This window comes from Paraburkholderia sediminicola, assembly GCF_046026895.1.
Taxonomy (GTDB): domain Bacteria; phylum Pseudomonadota; class Gammaproteobacteria; order Burkholderiales; family Burkholderiaceae; genus Paraburkholderia; species Paraburkholderia sediminicola_C.
In genome coordinates, this window is record NZ_JAQQEU010000028.1 from 1 (window position 1) to 18284 (window position 18284).

Annotated in this window: 18 protein-coding genes, 1 tRNA gene and 1 pseudogene; 8 read left to right on the forward strand and 12 right to left on the reverse strand. The window is 62.9% G+C overall.

The features are described from left to right. Positions 1-209 precede the first annotated feature (209 nt). From PQR02_RS20150 to PQR02_RS20160, 3 genes and pseudogenes are all read right to left on the reverse strand, one after another. Positions 210-443 (reverse strand): hypothetical protein, encoded by a 234-nt coding sequence (locus tag PQR02_RS20150; RefSeq protein WP_408234715.1) that lies wholly within the window; start codon positions 441-443, stop codon positions 210-212. A gap of 141 nt (positions 444-584) precedes the next feature. After that, positions 585-791: pseudogene (locus PQR02_RS20155) on the reverse strand (dimethylsulfone monooxygenase SfnG); the annotation flags it as partial. Beyond that, positions 713-1180: an NAD(P)H-dependent oxidoreductase gene (locus tag PQR02_RS20160; protein WP_408234718.1), complete on the reverse strand. Its 468-nt coding sequence runs from the start codon at positions 1178-1180 to the stop codon at positions 713-715. The pseudogene PQR02_RS20155 and the gene PQR02_RS20160, both read right to left, overlap by 79 nt. Before the next feature lie 382 nt (positions 1181-1562). Between PQR02_RS20160 and PQR02_RS20165 the strand changes: the two genes are divergently transcribed. Further along, positions 1563-2969: a selenium-binding protein SBP56-related protein gene (locus PQR02_RS20165; protein ID WP_408234721.1), complete on the forward strand. Its 1407-nt coding sequence runs from the start codon at positions 1563-1565 to the stop codon at positions 2967-2969. Positions 2970-3046: 77 nt separating this feature from the next. Beyond that, positions 3047-3634, forward strand: a complete 588-nt coding sequence (locus PQR02_RS20170; RefSeq protein WP_408234724.1) for a hypothetical protein — start codon at positions 3047-3049, stop codon at positions 3632-3634. A 27-nt stretch (positions 3635-3661) separates the two neighbouring features. On the opposite strand, the gene PQR02_RS20175 is transcribed toward PQR02_RS20170, so the two are convergent. Together PQR02_RS20175 and PQR02_RS20180 are read right to left on the reverse strand one after the other, a co-directional pair. After that, positions 3662-4534, reverse strand: a complete 873-nt coding sequence (locus PQR02_RS20175) for an endonuclease/exonuclease/phosphatase family protein (RefSeq protein ID WP_408234936.1) — start codon at positions 4532-4534, stop codon at positions 3662-3664. A gap of 606 nt (positions 4535-5140) precedes the next feature. Next, positions 5141-5392 carry a hypothetical protein gene (locus PQR02_RS20180; RefSeq protein ID WP_408234727.1) on the reverse strand — a complete coding sequence of 84 codons (252 nt, stop codon included), beginning with the start codon at positions 5390-5392 and terminating at the stop codon, positions 5141-5143. 268 nt (positions 5393-5660) lie between these two features. Here PQR02_RS20180 and PQR02_RS20185 point away from each other — a divergent pair, with 268 nt between their 5' ends. Together PQR02_RS20185 and PQR02_RS20190 are read left to right on the forward strand one after the other, a co-directional pair. Next, on the forward strand, positions 5661-5975 hold the full coding sequence (locus PQR02_RS20185; protein ID WP_408234730.1) for a hypothetical protein: 315 nt from the start codon (positions 5661-5663) through the stop codon (positions 5973-5975). Between the two features lie 792 nt (positions 5976-6767). Beyond that, complete coding sequence (locus PQR02_RS20190; protein ID WP_408234733.1) at positions 6768-7112, forward strand: response regulator; 345 nt, start codon at positions 6768-6770, stop codon at positions 7110-7112. Between the two features lie 244 nt (positions 7113-7356). Here the strand turns inward: PQR02_RS20190 and PQR02_RS20195 are convergent, their stop codons facing one another. Then, positions 7357-7533, reverse strand: a complete 177-nt coding sequence (locus PQR02_RS20195; protein WP_408234736.1) for a hypothetical protein — start codon at positions 7531-7533, stop codon at positions 7357-7359. 712 nt (positions 7534-8245) lie between these two features. Between PQR02_RS20195 and PQR02_RS20200 the strand changes: the two genes are divergently transcribed. From PQR02_RS20200 to PQR02_RS20215, 4 genes are all read left to right on the forward strand, one after another. Then, positions 8246-8698 (forward strand): Hsp20/alpha crystallin family protein, encoded by a 453-nt coding sequence (locus PQR02_RS20200; RefSeq protein WP_408234739.1) that lies wholly within the window; start codon positions 8246-8248, stop codon positions 8696-8698. A gap of 24 nt (positions 8699-8722) precedes the next feature. Further along, positions 8723-9130, forward strand: coding sequence for an Hsp20/alpha crystallin family protein (locus PQR02_RS20205; RefSeq protein WP_408234742.1), 408 nt, complete (start codon positions 8723-8725; stop codon positions 9128-9130). A 132-nt stretch (positions 9131-9262) separates the two neighbouring features. Next, positions 9263-9826, forward strand: coding sequence for an Hsp20/alpha crystallin family protein (locus PQR02_RS20210; RefSeq protein WP_408234939.1), 564 nt, complete (start codon positions 9263-9265; stop codon positions 9824-9826). Between the two features lie 50 nt (positions 9827-9876). Beyond that, a tRNA-Lys gene (locus PQR02_RS20215) sits at positions 9877-9949 on the forward strand. Between the two features lie 790 nt (positions 9950-10739). Here the strand turns inward: PQR02_RS20215 and PQR02_RS20220 are convergent. From PQR02_RS20220 to PQR02_RS20245, 6 genes are all read right to left on the reverse strand, one after another. Continuing rightward, positions 10740-11669, reverse strand: a complete 930-nt coding sequence (locus PQR02_RS20220; protein WP_408234745.1) for a glycosyltransferase family 2 protein — start codon at positions 11667-11669, stop codon at positions 10740-10742. A 640-nt stretch (positions 11670-12309) separates the two neighbouring features. Next, the gene (locus tag PQR02_RS20225; protein WP_408234748.1) at positions 12310-13326 is read right to left on the reverse strand and encodes a UDP-glucuronic acid decarboxylase family protein; all 1017 of its coding nucleotides are present in this window, start codon (positions 13324-13326) and stop codon (positions 12310-12312) included. A 38-nt stretch (positions 13327-13364) separates the two neighbouring features. Further along, positions 13365-14321, reverse strand: a complete 957-nt coding sequence (locus PQR02_RS20230) for a glycosyltransferase family 4 protein (protein ID WP_408234751.1) — start codon at positions 14319-14321, stop codon at positions 13365-13367. After that, positions 14311-15450, reverse strand: a complete 1140-nt coding sequence (locus PQR02_RS20235) for a glycosyltransferase family 9 protein (RefSeq protein WP_408234754.1) — start codon at positions 15448-15450, stop codon at positions 14311-14313. Before PQR02_RS20235 ends, PQR02_RS20230 begins: the two co-directional genes overlap by 11 nt. Next, entirely contained in the window at positions 15447-16526 is a 1080-nt protein-coding gene (locus tag PQR02_RS20240) for a glycosyltransferase family 2 protein (RefSeq protein ID WP_408234757.1), read from the reverse strand. The genes PQR02_RS20235 and PQR02_RS20240 overlap by 4 nt, the downstream gene beginning before the upstream one ends. Next, complete coding sequence (locus PQR02_RS20245) at positions 16523-18268, reverse strand: carbamoyltransferase family protein (protein ID WP_408234760.1); 1746 nt, start codon at positions 18266-18268, stop codon at positions 16523-16525. Before PQR02_RS20245 ends, PQR02_RS20240 begins: the two co-directional genes overlap by 4 nt. Positions 18269-18284: the final 16 nt, after the last annotated feature.

Here is an 18284-nt window from a genome sequence, read left to right on the forward strand (position 1 = left end):
CTACTCCTGTGTGAATCTCTGTGGATGTCTTTTGTTGATCTCTGTCACTAGTGATCGCCCGGTAATCCAGCGTGCGCGGTGCGTAGCCGGCGAGCATGCCGTGCCGACGCGCAACGGGAGCACAGAGTCGCGCTCAGTATTGGAGAACAGCCGAAGTGTCAATCAAACGTAATAACGCGTCTTTCGGGGTTTATACGGATTTGTACCATCTAGTTAGTTTCTTCTGATTTCGATTTGAAGGTGCCGACCACGGCGCACGGATCGCTCGCGTGCAGGATGCAGCAGAACAAACCGATGCGGAGCTTCGCTGGCGAAAGCCCGATTGCCCCGGGGATGGCTGCTGTCGGGCCTTTCAAGCCAGTCTGTCGCGGCAGGCGCAGCGGGCCGAGCATACGCATCCGCCGGAGCGGGAAGTGGACACTAACGACGGCCGACTGGCTCATGCGAGAGATCCGCCGGCGGTCGAATGCATCCAGTGAGCGATGGGCCTCTGTCTCATTTCCGACACACTCGGGCCCGTTTGCGTGGCAAAGCAGGTTGCCACGGCCGGTCCGCAAAGGTCGGCGACGGTCAGTTTTTCATGATCAGGCAGCCTTCTCGTGCTGCTTGCGTTCGAGTTCGCGCACAAGCGGCAACACGCGTTTGCCGAAATATTCCACCTCTTCGATGAAGTGGAGAAACCCGGCCAGCACGAGATCCACACCGACCGATTTCAATTCGACGATGCGTTGCGCGATTTGCTGCGGCGTGCCGATGAGGTTGGTGCGGAAACCGTCGTTGTATTGCACAAGGGCCGCAACTGATGGTCGATCACGAGCGCATGACGATCGCTGCCGCCGGTTGCGGCGAGCAGCACCGGGAGGTCGAGCAGTGCCTCGTGATGGACCAGATCGAACAGATGCTTGAAGAGCCCCGTATACGAAGTGCGATACACCGGACTCGCGACCACCAGCAGATCGGCCGATTCGATGGCCTCGAGTTCTGCCTCGACATCCGCCGGAGCCTGAGCGCGATGCACGGCGCTTGCGAGGCGTGGCACGATGTCGCTCAACTCGATCAGATGCGTATCGAGAGGGAGCGCTTCGCCGAGTTTGGCGAGCAGCCTTTCGACTACGACCAGCGTGCGCGAAGGCCGCTTCAATCCGCGGGAGACGGCGACTACTTTTAACAGCTTGCTCATTCTAATGGTCCTTCGATCGGGGAAGAGTTAATCTGCAGTGCGACGTAATTAGCGAATAGCATGACATCGGTTATACCGGCGGCACGCGCTGGCAGCGTCTATCCGAAGCGAAGAACACAATGGGTTTCATCGAAGATCCCGATCCCGGGTGGAATTGTTTCAGGCGATCCACTATAAGCAATCCCCGAGCGGTTGCTTCTAATCATTCGTGCATTGCAAATGACGCGGTTTGCGAACGCAGCCAGCGGCGGCGCGCGCGGATCGACGCAGTGCGAAAGACGACGCGCGCCGAACGAAACGAAAACTTCCGGTTGATCTCGCCGTAAGCGTGGACTACAAATCTATGCTGAGCGTCGTTGTGCCACACAAGGAGAGTTCCATCATGGGTATGCGCCCGGATCCCACGTTTCACGCGTCGCCGAAACTCGCGATGGATGCACCCGCGGAAGATTACGCGTACACGCTGCTGCTCAGCCCCGACTTCTCGCAGCCCGACGCGCTCGCCGTCGTCGACGTGAAGCCCGGCTCGCCGACCTACAGCAAAGTCGTTCATACGGTTGCGGTGCCGCACAAGGGCGACGAGTTCCATCACTTCGGATGGAATGCGTGCTCGTCGGCGTTATCGCCGCTAACCGGCCACGCGTTCCTCGAACGGCGCTACCTGATCATTCCCGGGATGCGCTCCTCGCGCATCTACATTGTCGATACCAAGCCTCATCCGACCCAGGCGCGCATTCACAAGATTATCGAACCCGAGGAAATCTTCCGCAAGACGGGTTACTCGCGTCCACATACGGTCCATTGCGGGCCCGAGGGCATTTACGTCAGCACGCTGGGCGGCGGTGGGAAAGACGGCACCGACGGGCCGCCCGGAATCTTCATCATGGACTGCGAGACGTTCGATGTGCTTGGTCGCTGGGAGATCGACCGGGGTCCCCAGGAGAAACACTACGATTTCTGGTGGAACCTGCCGCGCGACTACATGGTGTCGAGCGAATGGGCATTGCCGCCGCAATTCGAAAACGGGATTGTCGCCGCGGATCTTCTGTCCAACAAATACGGGCACCGCATCCACTTCTGGGACCTGCGGGCAAGGCGCAACGTGCAGACGATCGACCTCGGCGCGAATCACCAGATGGCGCTCGAAGTGCGGCCCGCGCACGATCCCACCCGCGAGCACGGGTTCATCGGCGTGGTGGTCGACACCACCAATCTGGAAGGGTCGATCTGGACCTGGTGGCGCGAGGGTGGACAGTTCCACATCGAGAAGACGGCGACCATTGCGCCCGAGCCCGCCGCGGGGGAACATCTCCCAGCGTTGCTTCAGGGCTTCGGCGCGGTGCCGCCGCTCGTCACGGATATCGATCTCTCGCTCGACGACAGATTCCTGTACGTCGCCTGCTGGGGAACCGGCGAGATGCGGCAATACGACGTGACGGAACCCCGCAAGCCCAAGTTGACGGGTTCGGTCCACCTCGGCGGGATCGTGCGGCGCGCGGGTCATCCGAACGGCGAAGCCTTCGCGGGGGGGCCGCAGATGGTCGAGATCAGCCGCGACGGCAAGCGCGTCTATTGGACCAACTCGCTGTATTCGACCTGGGACGACCAGTTCTATCCAGCGGGGGTGCCGGCGGCGCAGGTAATGGCGCGCGCCGAACCCGGTGGCGGCCTCACGCTGGCCGACGATTTCTGGGTGAGCTTTCCGCAAGGCTACCGGGCTCATCAGATCCGGCTCGAAGGTGGCGATTGCTCGACCGATTCGTTCTGTTATCCATCGGTGGGAATTTGATCGGGGAAGGCGGGCCGCGCATCGGCCTTTGGTTAGCGATCCTTGCGAGCGGTCTTTATCACGGGATCAACCCGGCAATGGGTTGGCCGCTCGCCGTTGCGAACGGTTTGATTCAGCGGCGCGCGCGGGCGCTGCTCGCCGCGCTGCTGTATCTCGCGGCGGGGCACGTGCTGGCGATGTTCGTCGTGATGTTGCCGTTCGCGATGCTGGCGATCCTGTTCGAATGGCAGCGCGGAACACAGATCGGGGCGAGCGTGCTCGTCATCGGTTTTGGTGCGTGTCTGCTGGTCTGGCGACGCCATCCGCGTGTGCTCGCGCGGATTCCGCCGTCGCGTCTCGCGCTATGGTCGTTCGCGATTGCCATTGCACACGGCGCGGGGCTGATGCTGGTGCCGATCTATCTCGGGCTGTGCCGCTCGTATGGAATGGAACACGGGCATCGGGCCGCGCAGGTCCTGATCGGTGACAACCTGCGCATGGCGTTGTTGGTCTCCGCCGTGCATGGCGCTGCGATGATCGCTGCGGGCGGCCTTCTCGCGTGGCTGGTCTATCGCTATCTGGGGCTCAAGTTCGTCTCGCGGAGCTGGTTCAATCTGGATAGGGTCTGGGCGAGCAGCCTCATCATGGTGGGCGCGGTCTCGTTGGCGAACGCCGGGCTCGGCTGATCGCTGCCCGTTCGCCGCCGATCCGGTTCAGCGCAATTCGAGCCACATCGGCTGATGATCGGACGAGCGGCTGTGAGGGTCTACATCGCACGACGTGAGGCGCGGTTTGAGATCCTCCGTGATGAAAAGAAAATCGCATGCGAAGGGTCCGTCGGCCCATTGCTCATGATCGTACAGGCCGACGGTCGCCGCGCGCGGCTCGCCAGGATGCGCGCAGGCCCACGCGTCGACAAACGCGGGGGCGCCGGCGATCGGTTCGAGCATCCGGCAATACGCTGCATCCTCGAACGCGCTGTTGAAGTCGCCGCAGAGAACCGCGCTCATCGGGCGACCCGTGTCGGCAAACGGGCTGTCCGGCTTTTCCGCGCGCGCCGGAAACCGCGCGTGATCGCACGCTTCCAGATGCAACTCCCGCAGTCGCTCCACTTGCGCTAGCCGCTGCTTTTCCGAATAGAACTCCAGATGCGTGCTGATCACGCGTAGCGGGCCGACGTCGGTGTCGAGCACCGCTTCGAGCGCGACGCGCAGCATCGATGGTTTGGCGGGATCGGCGGGCCATGGAAGCGAATGGCGCAGTACCTGCCGGACCGGCAAGCGGGTCACGATGGCGTTGCCGAACTGCCGGCGATGCCGGCCGTCGCGCAGGGATGGAAGATCGGGGCCGATCGCGTCGATCACGGTCATCTCGGGCAGCAAGCCGCCGAGCTCGGCGAACTGATCGGACGATGGCGAGCCCTTCAGCCCGCCTGCCGCTGGCGCTTCGTTGAAGCCGCGTGTCACTTCCTGCATGCACAGCACGTCGAAGTCGCACAAGTCGCGCGCTTCCCGCACGATCCGGGCGAGATCGACGCGGCCGTCTACGCCGCATCCCCATTGAACATTCCAGTCGACGAGTTTCATAAATGACATGAGCTACTGAATTTAAACGAATAACTTAGTCGTACCGCTGGCGATATGCGTATTGTTATACGATTCCGCGCGCGCTCGTACGGCTTTGAAAAGCTGCAGGGTTTGAACCGTCGAAAAAGTCTCGCGTGGAAAGTCATTCGTTGCGCGCAAGCAAAATGGCCAATGCTGCGGTCACCGTCCCTTTGCAAACGCAAGCACACGTTAAGCCCGGCAGCATTATCGGTGCCCGCCACCGGGAGGCTGATTACTCCAGTCGCGTCGTGGACGGATTGCCCGTTTTGCAGGCCGGCTCACATCGCGTTGCCCAGGTGTGACACGCAAGTCCGTTGGTTCGCAAACGGGGAGACGTCGTGTGACGAAGCGGAAATCGTCGGCGCGACACAAGCGCGTGTCGACCAGCAACGCGCGCGGTCTCCCATGTTCGATCATCAGCTCCCGTTGTTCCCTGGTCGACGTGGCTACCGCGACAAAACCTTTCAACCTCAGCAGTAGGGCGAGCGACTCTCCTACCGGAATGTCGGCATGAGCACCACGCTTTGCGAATCGACCATACCGGGGGAGAGCTTCTGGCGCCACAGCGCGAACCGTCCCTCGTCTTCATGTGGTGGACGCTGATTCATGGGCGGCGTCGGGATAAAGCCCACGCTGGTTCATCTGGGCGAAGCTTGGGTTCAGGGGACGACAGATGACTTCATATCGCCGCTGCGCATCTTCCCCGACCGCTGCTAACCAGGTCGGCTTTTTTACGTCGAACTCGGTCCGGTGTGGTTTTTTTGCGACCACCCGGCCAGTCGGCACGGCGGCGGAGCCGTCCTGCAAGGGTCTTTGAGGTAAGACGGCAAACATCATACAAGACGCCGAGTTTGCATCCACTGCGAGCCTGGATACCATGTGCAAACACGTCAGCATTCCCAACGCGCGGCGTGTGTGTGTTTGGCGCGCCGCAGCATCGCCTGCGGTTTTTTTTCGCCCGCACGCGACCGCACTGATCGACTTCCGTCGCAGGGTTATTTTCCGCCACTTCCCGTCGGTACTTTCCCCCACCCGCGCCTATGCGGCATGGCGGTTGCTCGCCCCTGAGTGCCGATGCAGGCAGTCGCGAGACGAGGAGGCGTAAATGTCCGTACAGACCTATGCGTCGTACCGTGGGTACAGCATCAATGTTCAGGTCACTCCCGCCAGGACGTTGTCTTTTCACGGCGTCGGGCGTCGATACAAAGTGTCGTGGATCATTATTGGGCTTGGAGATCCATCCAAGACGATAGCAAGTTTTCCAGAGCGCCTCGCATTCATTTCGGATCGCGAAGCGTTTAAGTATGCGGAGAACCGCGCGCACACGTTCATTGACTGCATGCTTTCCCGAAAACGCGGTATGCATTCTGCGGGCGAAGTCGTGCACAGTGCTGAGCGCGTGCCCGATCCGGGAGGGTAAAAGCGTATCGACCGGCGCACTGCCCACTGGAAAAAACTTGCAGCCATCCTCGTGGCGACCAGGGTTGCGACGACTTCCCGGGAGTGCGCCTTGCTCGCTATCGGCAGTGGCAGTGGCAGTGGCACAGGCGACGCGCCCAGTTCGCGGTTGAAGCGCTACTTAGGGCACGCCGGAATTTCGTCTGATTCGGGGAGGGACATGTCGCAAGTTCTGGTTGGACTTTTCAAATTGTATCGCGACGGCGACGAGGCGTTTCAGGCATTGCAGGCGCTAGGGTTAGCCCCGTGTCATGGGCATCTTTACCAGGCGGGGAAACACGACCCGGCGCCCTCGTTGCGCCCGGAAATGCTGGAGTGGGATTCTCACGGGGAAGAGCGTGCCGAGTATGTCGCCCATGGTGAGTATCTCAGCATCTGCGGCGCAGCGAATCGCTTCACCGGAGAAAGGAGTCACGCTGGGCCGGCTTCGGATGTCCACGGAGTAAGCGGAGACGCACCTGTGCGCACCCTTCTGATCATCGACGACATAGGCGGTCTGCGACCTGCAACCGCTTGCGAGGTCTTGTATGACTATGGTGCGGTGGCAGTAAAGGACCCGTCGGGACACTGGCGCTTCTCCCCTCGCCGAAACGTCTGCCGTGAACGAAGATAAGCCGGGGCGCCGGCCCGCGTGAGGGGCGACTGCGCAAGAACACGTCAGGGTATCCGTACGGGTTCACATGCGAAACGCCACGCGCGCCGTGTTGGGCGAGAGACGGCGGCATCCCTATTGCTGTTGTGCCTGGAGCGAAAGATGGCCAACGTGCTGCTCGTTGAGGACGAAGCTGATTTGCTGCATGCACTGGAAGCGCTGCTCATTCTTGAGGGGCATAACGTACGCACGGCAGAGAACGGCGCAGAGGCACTCCATGCTGTGTCGCAGGCTGTTCCCGACATTGTCGTGACCGACGCCGTGATGCCGGGCATGGATGGCATCAGGCTTGTGCGTGAATTGAGAGCCGCGCCCCTGCTTGCCCACATTCCCGTGATTTTGACGTCCGCTATTAACGTACCGCGAGACCTGCCGGTTTTCGCTTTCTTGCACAAGCCGTTCAGTGCAATCGAACTGGTCGGCCTGATTAACAGGCTTCTGCTGTAGCGGCGTCTGGCCAGGCCGCGCGTTCCTGAATTGGCTTATTCCGGCATGTCGTCGCCCACGGCAAGGACCATAACGCGCTCCTGTCGAGATCGACAGCGCTCTTGTGTCGTTAATATGACGACAGACAGCGCCGCAGTGACGTGGGTTGCCGATTGACAGGAAGGGGAGCGTACGCTGACGATCGTGTTCCAGTACCATCGTGAAGAAGGCGGTTTCTTCGGCATCGCGCATTTCCGATCCGTCCTCAATTGACCTTGATGACTTCGAGTTCGTACTCGGGCATCCATTCAGAGCCAGTGCCTCCGTCGCTGGTCACGACGCCGTTATCGAGCTGGTCGCGAATCTGTTCCTCAAATTCTTCGACAGAACTGCAGTCCATTTCGTCCAGTTCCGCATCCGAAACTTCGATCCTGATGATCACGTGAACCTCCTTTCGTATGTATCGGCTTTTCCAGTGTAGTGATTTACGTGATGCGCGCGTCGACACGGTAGCCGATCGCACTCGTCACACCGTTGACGCCGCACCCTATTAGCTGCACAAGTGTTACCACGCATAATGGGCCCTGGTCACTGTGCAGTTGCTGTTTGTTTACCGCCTCGCGGTGCGTGGGCAGAGGGGCGCTATCAGCAGCAAGCACTGTACCCGCCCGACCCATTCCCGAAAGGCGTTTGACGTACCTTACCGGCATAACGCGGCGGCTGTCGGTGGATGGCCTGTAATTCCGGGCCTCGCAGTCGAGTTTAATGCGGTGTGGCACCTCCCGATAAGGTTGAATCGCGGGTTGTCCACGGTCGGGCGGCGGGTCGCCTGTCACGACCACGACGCTGCCCGGCGGTGGGCAACCCGCGCGGCGATAAGCTTTGATCTTGCGCATGCAGGTTTTCGAACTCGAGCGGCGAACAGTAGCCGATGCTGCTGTGCAGGCGGCGTATGTTGTACCAGCTCTCAAGAGCGGAATTTCGCCATCGCCCCCTTGAAATTTTCACCGTAGGTTCTATCTTTAATTTCGCTCAGGCAGATGCGCCGGTCATATCTGGTGCACTGCGTGTTTCGATTTGTTTGCCAGCGGCCTGGCAGGCGAACTGGAGCGCGTAGGCCCGTTCGCCTCCTCGCTGCATCATAGGAGGATACGATGAGTGATCTCTTTTCCAGAGCCGACCTGTTCAGTGAGTTTGACCGTCTGCAGCGGCAGATGGACAGCCTGTTCGGCGGCTTCCCGTCCAGCATCCGTTCGGGCCGCTTCGGGGCCTTTCCACAACTCAACATCGGTACCACCGAGGACTCGATCGAAATCGTCGCGTTCGCGCCGGGCCTCACGCTGGCCGACCTCGACGTGTCGATCGACAAGGGCCTGCTGACCATCAGCGGTGAGCGCAAGCCTGCCCAGGCCGGCAACGATGACAAAACCCGCGACGACGCCCGCACCTATGCGCAGGAGCGCTTCACCGGCAGTTTCCGGCGCGTGATCGAGCTGCCGCAGAATGCTGACCCCCACAGGGTGCAGGCGCGCTACACCAACGGCTGTCTGTCGATCACCGTCGGCAAGCGCGAAGCGTCGAAGCCACGGGCCATTACTGTCCAGTAACGCCAGTTATTGAAGGAGCAAGCCATGAACGACAGGACACAGGTTGCTGAATGCGACCAGAAAGCAGTGGCGCGACGCGAGGGCGACCAGCCGGCACGACGGATGACGCTCACACCGGCTGTCGACGTGTTCGAGGACAGTCAGGGCATCACGCTGTGGGCGGACCTGCCAGGCGTCACAAAAGACAAACTCGACGTGAAGGTGCACGACGGCAACCTCTATATCGAGGCCGAAGCGGTCGTGCCCACACCCGCCGGTCTGCGGCTGCAGCACGCCGAGATCCGTGAACCGCATTTCGCGCGCGCGTTCTCGCTAAGCCCGGACTTCGACACATCGAAGATCGATGCAAACCTGCAGGACGGCGTGCTGAAGCTGACGATTCCGCGTCGCGACGAAGCACGGCCGCGACGGATCGAGGTGCAGACGAACTGAGCCCGGAAGAGCAGCAACGGCGACAGGAGAGCAACCGGTGGCGGCTGCGAGGTCGCCACCGCTCGGTTCGTGGACGCGCGGATGCAGATCGTCATGGTCCGGCTCTCCTGCCAGATCATTGAGGAGCAGCAGATGAACATCGACCCCAAAAAGTGGAACCCTTTCAAATTTCTCCGCGGCTCAGCGCGCAAGCCCGATGCGGACGGTCCGCAACGTCCGCCGGCCGACGAACCATGGCGTGCCGGATGGCCTGATATTCAGCGGCTTTTCTCACGCGATCCGTGGCGTGCGATGGAGGATTTCCTTCACGATCCCTTTGCAACGCGCGGCCCGCTCGATCGATGGTTTGGCGACTTCAGTTCATCGCGTTTCCAGCCGCGCATCGACGTGGTCGACGAAGGGAAGATACTGCGCGTGACTGTGGAGTTGCCAGGCATGGAAAGGGAGGATCTGACCGTCAGTGTCGAGGACGGGGCGCTGGTGTTGCGCGGCGAGAAAAAACAGGACGTGCACAGCGAGGAAGACGGCTGCTATCGGCTTGAGCGCGCATATGGGGCCTTCACACGCACGGTCCCGATGCCCGAAAACGCCGATCCCGACCACGCTCTCGCAAAGTTTGACAGGGGCGTGCTTACGTTGACCGTGCCAAAACAGGAGCCGCCGCGATCCGCGAGCCGCACGATTGATATCGGCTAGTGGCGGGCAAAGACGGTGCGCTTGCGAGGTGAATGAAGAGGGAGCAGCTCGGGTCGTTAGCTCAGCGGGTAGAGCAGCGGACTTTTAATCCGTTGGTCACTGGTTCGAATCCAGTACGACCCACACGATGCAGGCGGGCATTACGGCCCCACCATTTGCGGGCGCTCGCGTTATCCACACAGGTCGGTTCTGAAGCGGTTGGCTCCTGTCGACCGCTCTTTCCGCCCCTCGGGCAAGAATGCGTTGCACGAATGGACGAACGTCATGGCTTCGATCGCACCTCGACGGACCGCCCTATGGATTGCCCGACATGAAGGCCGGGCAGATCATTTCGGGGCGGCCTTGGTCTGCGGCGTCAACGCGGGCCGCATGCCGTCATTAGGCGCCAGGAAAAGCAGGGGTTTCCCTGCCTTGCCTCACGCAGCCGCCGCGAGGCACCGCGATGCATGCTGCTCGGGTTTCGCCTGCTCCCGGCAGGTAGGCGGAACATGTCACTGCGGAAGCCCGGCGGTTGCGCCGGATTGTTCAGGCGTGCGGGCTTCGCCCGCTGCCTGGGCGCAGGCATTCGCGTCAAAGCCGCCGCCGACGGGGCCGCCCTGAATCGCGTGGGGATGCCGCTCCTTCGGACACGTCGCGAATGGGGACCCTCTGCGCGAGCCGATGGCACGGTCGGACGGCGCGTCCACGAAAAACGATGCTTCGAGTGACCGCAGTGGACGTCAGGACAGTCGGGCAGCCTCCCGTGAGGCCCTGCCCCAGCGAGACAATCGAGGCGCCCCCGGCAACGTGCCGGCGCGAAACCCATAGCTTCGATAGCGCTCCGCGAATCGCCCCTGCACAGGAGGGCCGCTTGAACGTTATATAGGAGTCGCGGACGCGCCCCCTCATCCAGTATCGGGTCGCTGACGGTCCATCAGCTCGGCGCGCCCTGGTCGACTTTCTTTTGACGTAGTTCGGCATCATGCACCTGCCGACGCATTTCAAGCACGGCAGGCGGGACCACCCGGCGACGGGCCAGCGCCCACGGGAGAGCGCTCATCATGGCGAGCGCGTCGCGCGCAAACGCGCCTTCTCGCCACAGAAGCGCGAAGGCTAGCCCAGTAGTGAAGCAGGCGTCGCGCCAAGGCAAACGCAGCCACGAAATCCATGCTGCATTGCGCGCCAGCAGCCGGCGTCTCAAACGGCTGTCGCGCGCCGGCGACGGATGATGATGCACCACCGCCGAATCCAGATAAACAATTGCGCCGCCGGAAGCGAGCACGTCGAGCGCCACCAGTTCTTCTTCCCCTCCAATGAAAAGACGCGGCTCGTAACCGCCGACCGCCCGGAACACGTCGGTCCGGAAGACGCAGGCGCCCGCTATGTAGCCCGTCAACTGCGGGCCGGGTAGATCACGGCTCTCCAATGGACTGTTGCGCATACGGACACATGTCTCATCCAGTTCCAGCGACTCGCCGACCAGCACCCGGGCGCTCAGCACCGCGACGCGCGGCGAGGCGTCGAGCAGACGAACCGCTCGCGCCAGGGCGCCCGCGTCCCACCACATATCGTCGTCGCAGAAGGCGACGTAGTCGGTCGATACACAGGCGACGGCCTGATTGCGGCCCGCGGCGCCTAAATTTGACGGGCACTGCACGACGCGTACACCCGGCAACCCCGCCTCGATCAGCGCGACGGTACCGTCGCTGGATGCATTGTCGGCAACTATCACCCCGGGCTGCTCCGGCAACGCAAGGAGGCGCGACAGGCAGTGCATCACTTCCGTCGCGCGGTTATGCGTGAGGACGACCACCGAGATGCGATGCGCGAGTGACCGGTCCCGGTGATAAGCGTTCATCTTCATTGAAAAGCCTCGCGGTTTGTCTCGCCTGACAACAGTCCTGAGCCGGCAGATCTCCGTTGCAGGAGTCGATCCTGCCGCCACTATCCGATGGCGTCGGGCAAGGCCCCGGGCTGCCGGTCATCGCCTTTTCCGTGTCGCCGGTCGAGGCAACCCATGAGGGTCAGCGTCGGGTTCGCTGCCATTTCCAGCCCTTTCCGGGGCCGACTCAAAGCCATCGACCGTGCGGCGCCCGCGGCTAACGGGGAGCGAAACGGGGATACCGCGCTCAGCGTCGACCGCGCTTGCCTGGGGTTCGATGCGACACGACGAACGTCAGCGACGGCGCAGTCGTAGCAACGAGCGGTGATACGTCAACGCGGGGGGCGCCAACGGAAACACACGCTCCATCGCGGCAGTGTTTGGAAGGAGAATGCGATCCTCGGGCCGAAGGACTTGGTAAAAACAGCGCGCGTCGTCCTGGTATCAGCGCCCAGCGCCGGAGATCTGCCAGACTTCTGGTTGACCTTGTTGCAGCGTCCCCGACGCGTCGATCGAACGCTTGCAGTTCCCTCGCCGGTGCGGTTTATTCGCGAGGAGCCGGCGAACCACAGTCTGAACCCGACGGGCGGGGCAGGTGACAGAGACGGCAAGGCGCGTACCTTCATAGCGGGCGAGGTGAAAGTGTCGCGGCGAATTCCCCAACAGCAGCCGCGCTCAGTTCGGTGCTGGCCTGCATCCGCGCGCGAAAATAATGTGCAGTCTCGAGCAAGCCGTCGTCGAGCGAAGTTCGCGGCTGCCAGCCGAGCAACTCACGCGCCCGGGAGATATCCGGCTGGCGATGCCACGGATCGTCGGTCGGCAGCGGATGCAATTCCAACGGCGACGCCGAGCCTGTGATCGTGACTATGCGCCGCGCGATCTCGCGCATCGTGACCTCGTGAGGATTGCCGAGATTGACCGGGCCGCCCGGATCGTCGTCGACATTCATCAAACGGATAATCGCGTCGATCATGTCGTCCACATAGCAGAACGAGCGGGTTTGCGAACCGTCGCCATAGAGCGTCAGCGGCTCGCCGCGCAGCGCCTGCATCATGAAGTTCGACACGACCCGGCCATCGGAGGGATGCATGCGCGGCCCATACGTATTGAAGATCCGGGCGATCCGGATCGACAGCCCGTGCTGACGGCGGTAGTCCATGAACAGGGTCTCGGCGCAGCGCTTGCCTTCGTCATAGCACGAACGCGGGCCGATGGGATTCACATGACCCCAGTAGTCTTCAGTCTGTGGATGTACCAGCGCGTCGCCATACACTTCGCTCGTCGACGCCTGGAAGATTTTCGCCTTCACGCGCTTGGCGAGCCCGAGCATGTTGATCGCGCCGTGCACGCTGGTTTTGGTGGTCTGCACCGGATCGTGCTGATAGTGAATCGGCGAAGCGGGGCACGCGAGGTTGTAGATTTCGTCGACTTCCACGTATAACGGAAAGGTCACGTCGTGACGCATCAATTCGAAGTTCGCGCAGTCCAGCAGCGGCGCGATGTTGTCCTTGGTACCGGTGTAGAAGTTGTCGACGCACAGCACGTCGTGCCCTTGCATGACGAGGCGTTCGCACAGGTGCGAGCCGAGGAAGCCGGCGCCGCCCGTGACCAGAATCCGTTTGCGGCTAAGTTCTTTCATGGTGCTCTGTCCTTCGCGCATGGCGACTGAGGTTGGATTCAGGCGGTGACGTGCTGCAATACCTCGTGCCAGTCCTGCGTGAAGCGGTCGATATGAAAACGTTCCTGCGCAGTGCGCCGCGCGCCTTCGCCCAGACGTCGGGCTTCGGCGGGATTGCGCAGCAGATCGTTCATCGCCTCCACCAGCGCGTTCACGTCGGTGTCCACGAAACCGTTTTCGCCATTGCGGATCACGGTGGCTAGTTCGGTGGTCGCAAGGCCGACGATCGGCATGCCGATCGTCATCGCCTCGACGATTGCCAGACCCAGGCTGGTCCAGCGAATCGGGTTGAAGAGAAAGCGATAGCGCGCGCTGAACGCCGCGAGATCGAGATTGCCGATTTCACCGATGCCACCCAGCCGCTCCGCGTCCATGCCGACCAGATCGAGCGGCACGCGCGTGCGGGTTTCGGCGAACACGTCCGCGCCGAGGCGCCGGCCGCGTTGCGCCAGATGGTTGACCACCACGATGCCGCGCTCAAGTTCGCCGCTGTAGCGCACGCCCTCGGGCACCACCACGCCATGTTCGATAACCCGGGTCGGCGTGACGCCGCAATCCCACATCAGCTGGTTGAAGTGGGTAACGTGCACGAGCAGCGTGTCCGGGTCGTCGACCCAATGCCATTGCTGGAATGGATTATCCTGGGGCGGATCGTGCTCGATATAGACTCGCGGCAGACGCTGTTGCGCCGCGCTCAGCACGTGTTCGCGGTCATGTTCCCAGTGCGTCTTGTGCTGGTACAGGATCACGTCGAACGGTTGATCGGGCACGTCGTCAATACCGATCTCGTGCACGTTCTCGCCCCACGGCAGCACGCCGACCCTGCCGGCATATCCGGGCGGATGACCAGGTTTCGTGACCAGATAGAACTCGTGTGGCGCCTGGGTCAGGTAGTACAGATAGTTGCCGTGCACGTGCCAGGTCAGCACGCGCAGACGGCGGCAATTACGCAGCATGATGCCGCTCCTCGAAAGTCTCCGCGTTCGCACGCGCGTGCAACGCGTTCGGCGCGCCAGGATGCGCGCCGCTATCCTCGGCGAGTTGCGCGCGCGCGGTCTGGACCACCTGCTGCACGCTGACATTCAACGCGCACGGATGACCATAAGGGCAGTCGCGGAACAAGCAGGGCCGGCACGCGGGATAGTCGGCGAGCACGCGATGCCGTGCGTGGTCGAGCGGTGCCCAGCGTCGCGTGTCGCTGCCAGACGCGATCACCACCGACGCGGTGGCCGTGGCGGCGGCAATGTGAGAGATGCCCGTGTCGTTGCAGACCACCAGCCTCGCGTGCGCGACGAGCGCGGCAAGTGCGCCGAGCGAAGTGCCGCCGGCCAGATGCAGCGCGGGCGCGGTCATTGCGCCGAGCACCGCGCCGGTCAGCAGCGCTTCGGCGGCGGTGCCGGTGATGGCGATCTGCCAGCCGTCGGCGGCCAGGTTGTCGGCCACAGCGGCAAAGCGCTCGGCGGGCCAGCGGCGCGACGGCAATTGCGCGCCGGGGTGAATCAGCACCAGCCTCGGCGCTTCGATGCCATGCTCAGCCACCAGCGCGGCGTACTCCTCGCCGTCGCGCGTGCCCAGAGGGAACCACAACTGCCGCTCGGTCACAGGCGCGCCGAGCGCATTCATCAGCGCGACGTAGCGTTCGGACTCTGGCAACCCGTCGGGCCAGCCGATGAAAACGCCATGTCGCGCCGCCTCGTCGGGCTGCACGAAGCCCACATTGGCCTGCGCGCGGAGTTCGAACAGCAGATCGTTCGCGATGCCGCCGCTGCCGTGCAACTGGATCGCCAGATCGAAACGCCGTGCGCGCATCTGCGAAAAAAATGCGGGCAGCCCGGCGTTCGACTCACGCTGTTCGGGAAAGCCGACCGCGCCGGGAAACACGATCAGCTCATCGACGAGGTCCGCGTAGCGCTCGACGAACGCTTGCGCCCATGGCAAGCCGATCAACGCGATGTGCGCGCGTGGCGCCGCCTGTCGCAACGCTCGCAGCGCGGGCACGGCGCACAGCATGTCGCCGAGTTGCAGCGCGCGAAAGATGACGATGCGGCGCGGCGCGAGCGTTGCCAGAAACGTGGGAGCATTCATAGAAAGAACACCTTGAAACGGACGGCGCCGTAGAGTCGCCAGAAGATGGAAAGGAATGGAATCGGAATCGACGTCCACGCCATCTCGGCGATATGCCGCCAGCTTCGATCGCGGCCGCGCAAGCGGATCACACAGAAAGACGCCGTCAGCACGAACCACCCGAGCGCGCCGCCGGACGCGAGGGCTGCGTTGCCGGCAGGCCCGCCCATCAGCGCGGCCAACGCGGCGCACAGAATCGCGTAATAGAGCAGCGGCGGCCGCGCGCGAATCCGGTTTCTGAATAGTTTGGGATGTTTTCCATAAAGCAGCGCGTCGAACTGGCTCTTGCGCTGCTGCGCGATACTCACGCCCCAGCGCGCGGGCCGCACCGGATGCACGACTACCGCATCGATTGCGCGCACGATCTCGCCGCCTGCGCGCATGAGCGTGAATTGCAGATCGGAGTCCTCGCGCCACGCGGCGGTGAAGCGTTCGTCGAAGCCGTCCGTCGTACTGAGAAAGCTGCGGGCGACGAACGCATTCGCGGTCGCAAACTCGGCGCGTTCGAGGCCACTCGCATCTGCTTCGTAATCAGTCGGCAACGGCGGCAGCGGCACGACGATCGTTCCAGCGGCCGCCGCAGCGCCTTGCGCGAGTGCCGCGACGCCGGCGCTCAGCCATCGCGGATCGGGCAGCGTGTCGTCGTCGGTGAACGCGATCAGCGGCGAGCGCGCGAGCCGCCAGCCGGCGTTGCGCGCGCCGGCCGGGCCCTGCGTGCGCGTGACCGGTATGTAGCGCACCATTAATCCGCGCCCGGCTTGGGCCTGCGCAATGCGTTCGACGCATGCGCGCGTGGCTTCGTCCGGACCGTCGTCGCAGACGAGGATCTCGTAGCGGTCCGCCGGAAAGTCCTGCTGACACAGGGCGTCAAGGCACACAGCGAGCATCGCCGGCCGGCGATAGGTCGGCACGACCACGCTGATGTCCAGTTGTGAGTGCGGCGCATCGGCACAGCCGCGGACAATCGGCTCAGCGGCGCCGCGCGGACTGCCGAAGTCGCTGCGCAAATCGAGCGGACCGGACGCGGATGAACTCATGCGCGTACCTCTGCTTTCTCGACGAGGAATGGGCCGATCACGAGGGCGTCGAGCGGCGAGGTCCAGAACGATTCCACCGCGTCGCGCGGCGAATTCACCATCGGCTCTCCACGCGTGTTGAACGACGTGTTGACCAGAATCGGCACGCCGGTGCGTTGCATGAACGCGGCCAGCAGGTCGTAGTAGAGCGGATGCTGCGTGCGGTTGACGGTTTGCACGCGCGCTGTACCGTCCACGTGGCGCACGGCGGGAATCCGTTCGGCCTTCTCGGGACGCACGTCGAAAACGAACAGCATGAACGGCGCGGCTCGGCCACCAACGAACCAGTCGCTCGCATGTTCTTCCATCACGACCGGCGCAACCGGGCGGAAGTCCTCACGATCCTTGATCTCGTTGAGCTTCGCCTGCATGTGGGGATCGACCGGCGACGCAAGGATCGAGCGCGCGCCGAGCGCGCGCGGCCCGAACTCGGTGCGGCCCTGATACCAGCCGATCACCTTGCCGTGGGCGAGCAGATCGGCTGTTTCGCCGGCGATGTCGCCGAGCCTGCGGTAGGGCACTTTCGACCAGCGCAGGAACTGTTCGATTTCCGCCTCGCCATATTCCGGGCCGAGGTATGCATGATCCATCGTCCAGCGACGCTGACGGTCGCCGTGTGCGCTGCGTTCCCGGTAGTCGATCCATAGTGCCGCGCCGAGCGCGGTGCCCGCATCGCCGGCGGCGGGTTGAACCCAGACGTCGTCGAATGGGCCGGCGTCGCGCAACTTCGAATTCATCACGCAGTTCAGCGCGACGCCGCCGGCCATGGTGAGGGTGCGCAGCCCGGTCTGCCGATGCAGCCAACCGGCCAGTTGCAGCACGGTTTCTTCGAGCACGCGCTGCAGCGAATGCGCGATATCGAAGTGGCGCTGTTCGAGCGGACCGCCACGCTCGCGCGGCGGTCCGAAACGCGCGGTCAGACGCGGTGCCTCGACGGTGTAGCTGCCGTCATTGCGATAGCGAACGATCTCGCGAAATACATCGAGGTATTGCGGCTTGCCGTATGACGCGAGCGCCATTACCTTGTACTCGTCAGACGAATGCAGAAAGCCGAGCCACTCGGTGACGGCTTCATAGAGCAGCCCGAGGGAATGCGGCAGTTCGACCTGCTTGAGCCGCGCATACTCGCCGCCGACGAACTGTCCCATGCTAGTCGTCACGCCTTCGCCACGGCCGTCCATGGTCAGCACGGCGGTGTCGTCGAACGGCGCGGCGAGGAAGGCGCTTGCTTCGTGGGCAAGATGATGTTCGACGAAGTGCCATTCGAAGCCGTGGTCGCGGTCCACGCCCTGAAAACGCTTGCGCAAATGATGCGGCGCGCCGTCGAGCAATTGCCCCTTCGCGTTCGCGATGTAGCTCAGGAACAGTGGGTCCCACGGCGATGCGGACGGGTCCGTCAGGCGTGTATTGGCGGGATCGAACGGCAGCTCGATGGTGGCGCTCGCGCGGCCAGGCATGCCGCCGAACAGCGCGGGATCGTACGAATAGGCCACGTGGTCGATGTCGGCGAGGGTGATGCCGGCGGCCTTCAGGCAGTAGTCGATCGCATCGAAAGGCAACTGCCAGGTCGAAAACGGCACCGGGCGTTTCGCATGTTTGACGTGCGTGAAGCGTTCGTCTTCCGCGGCGGCGAGGACCACGCCGTCGCGCAGTAAGGCTGCGGCGCTGTCGTGATAGACGGCATTGATTCCGAGTGTGTACATGGGCGTTCGCAATGAA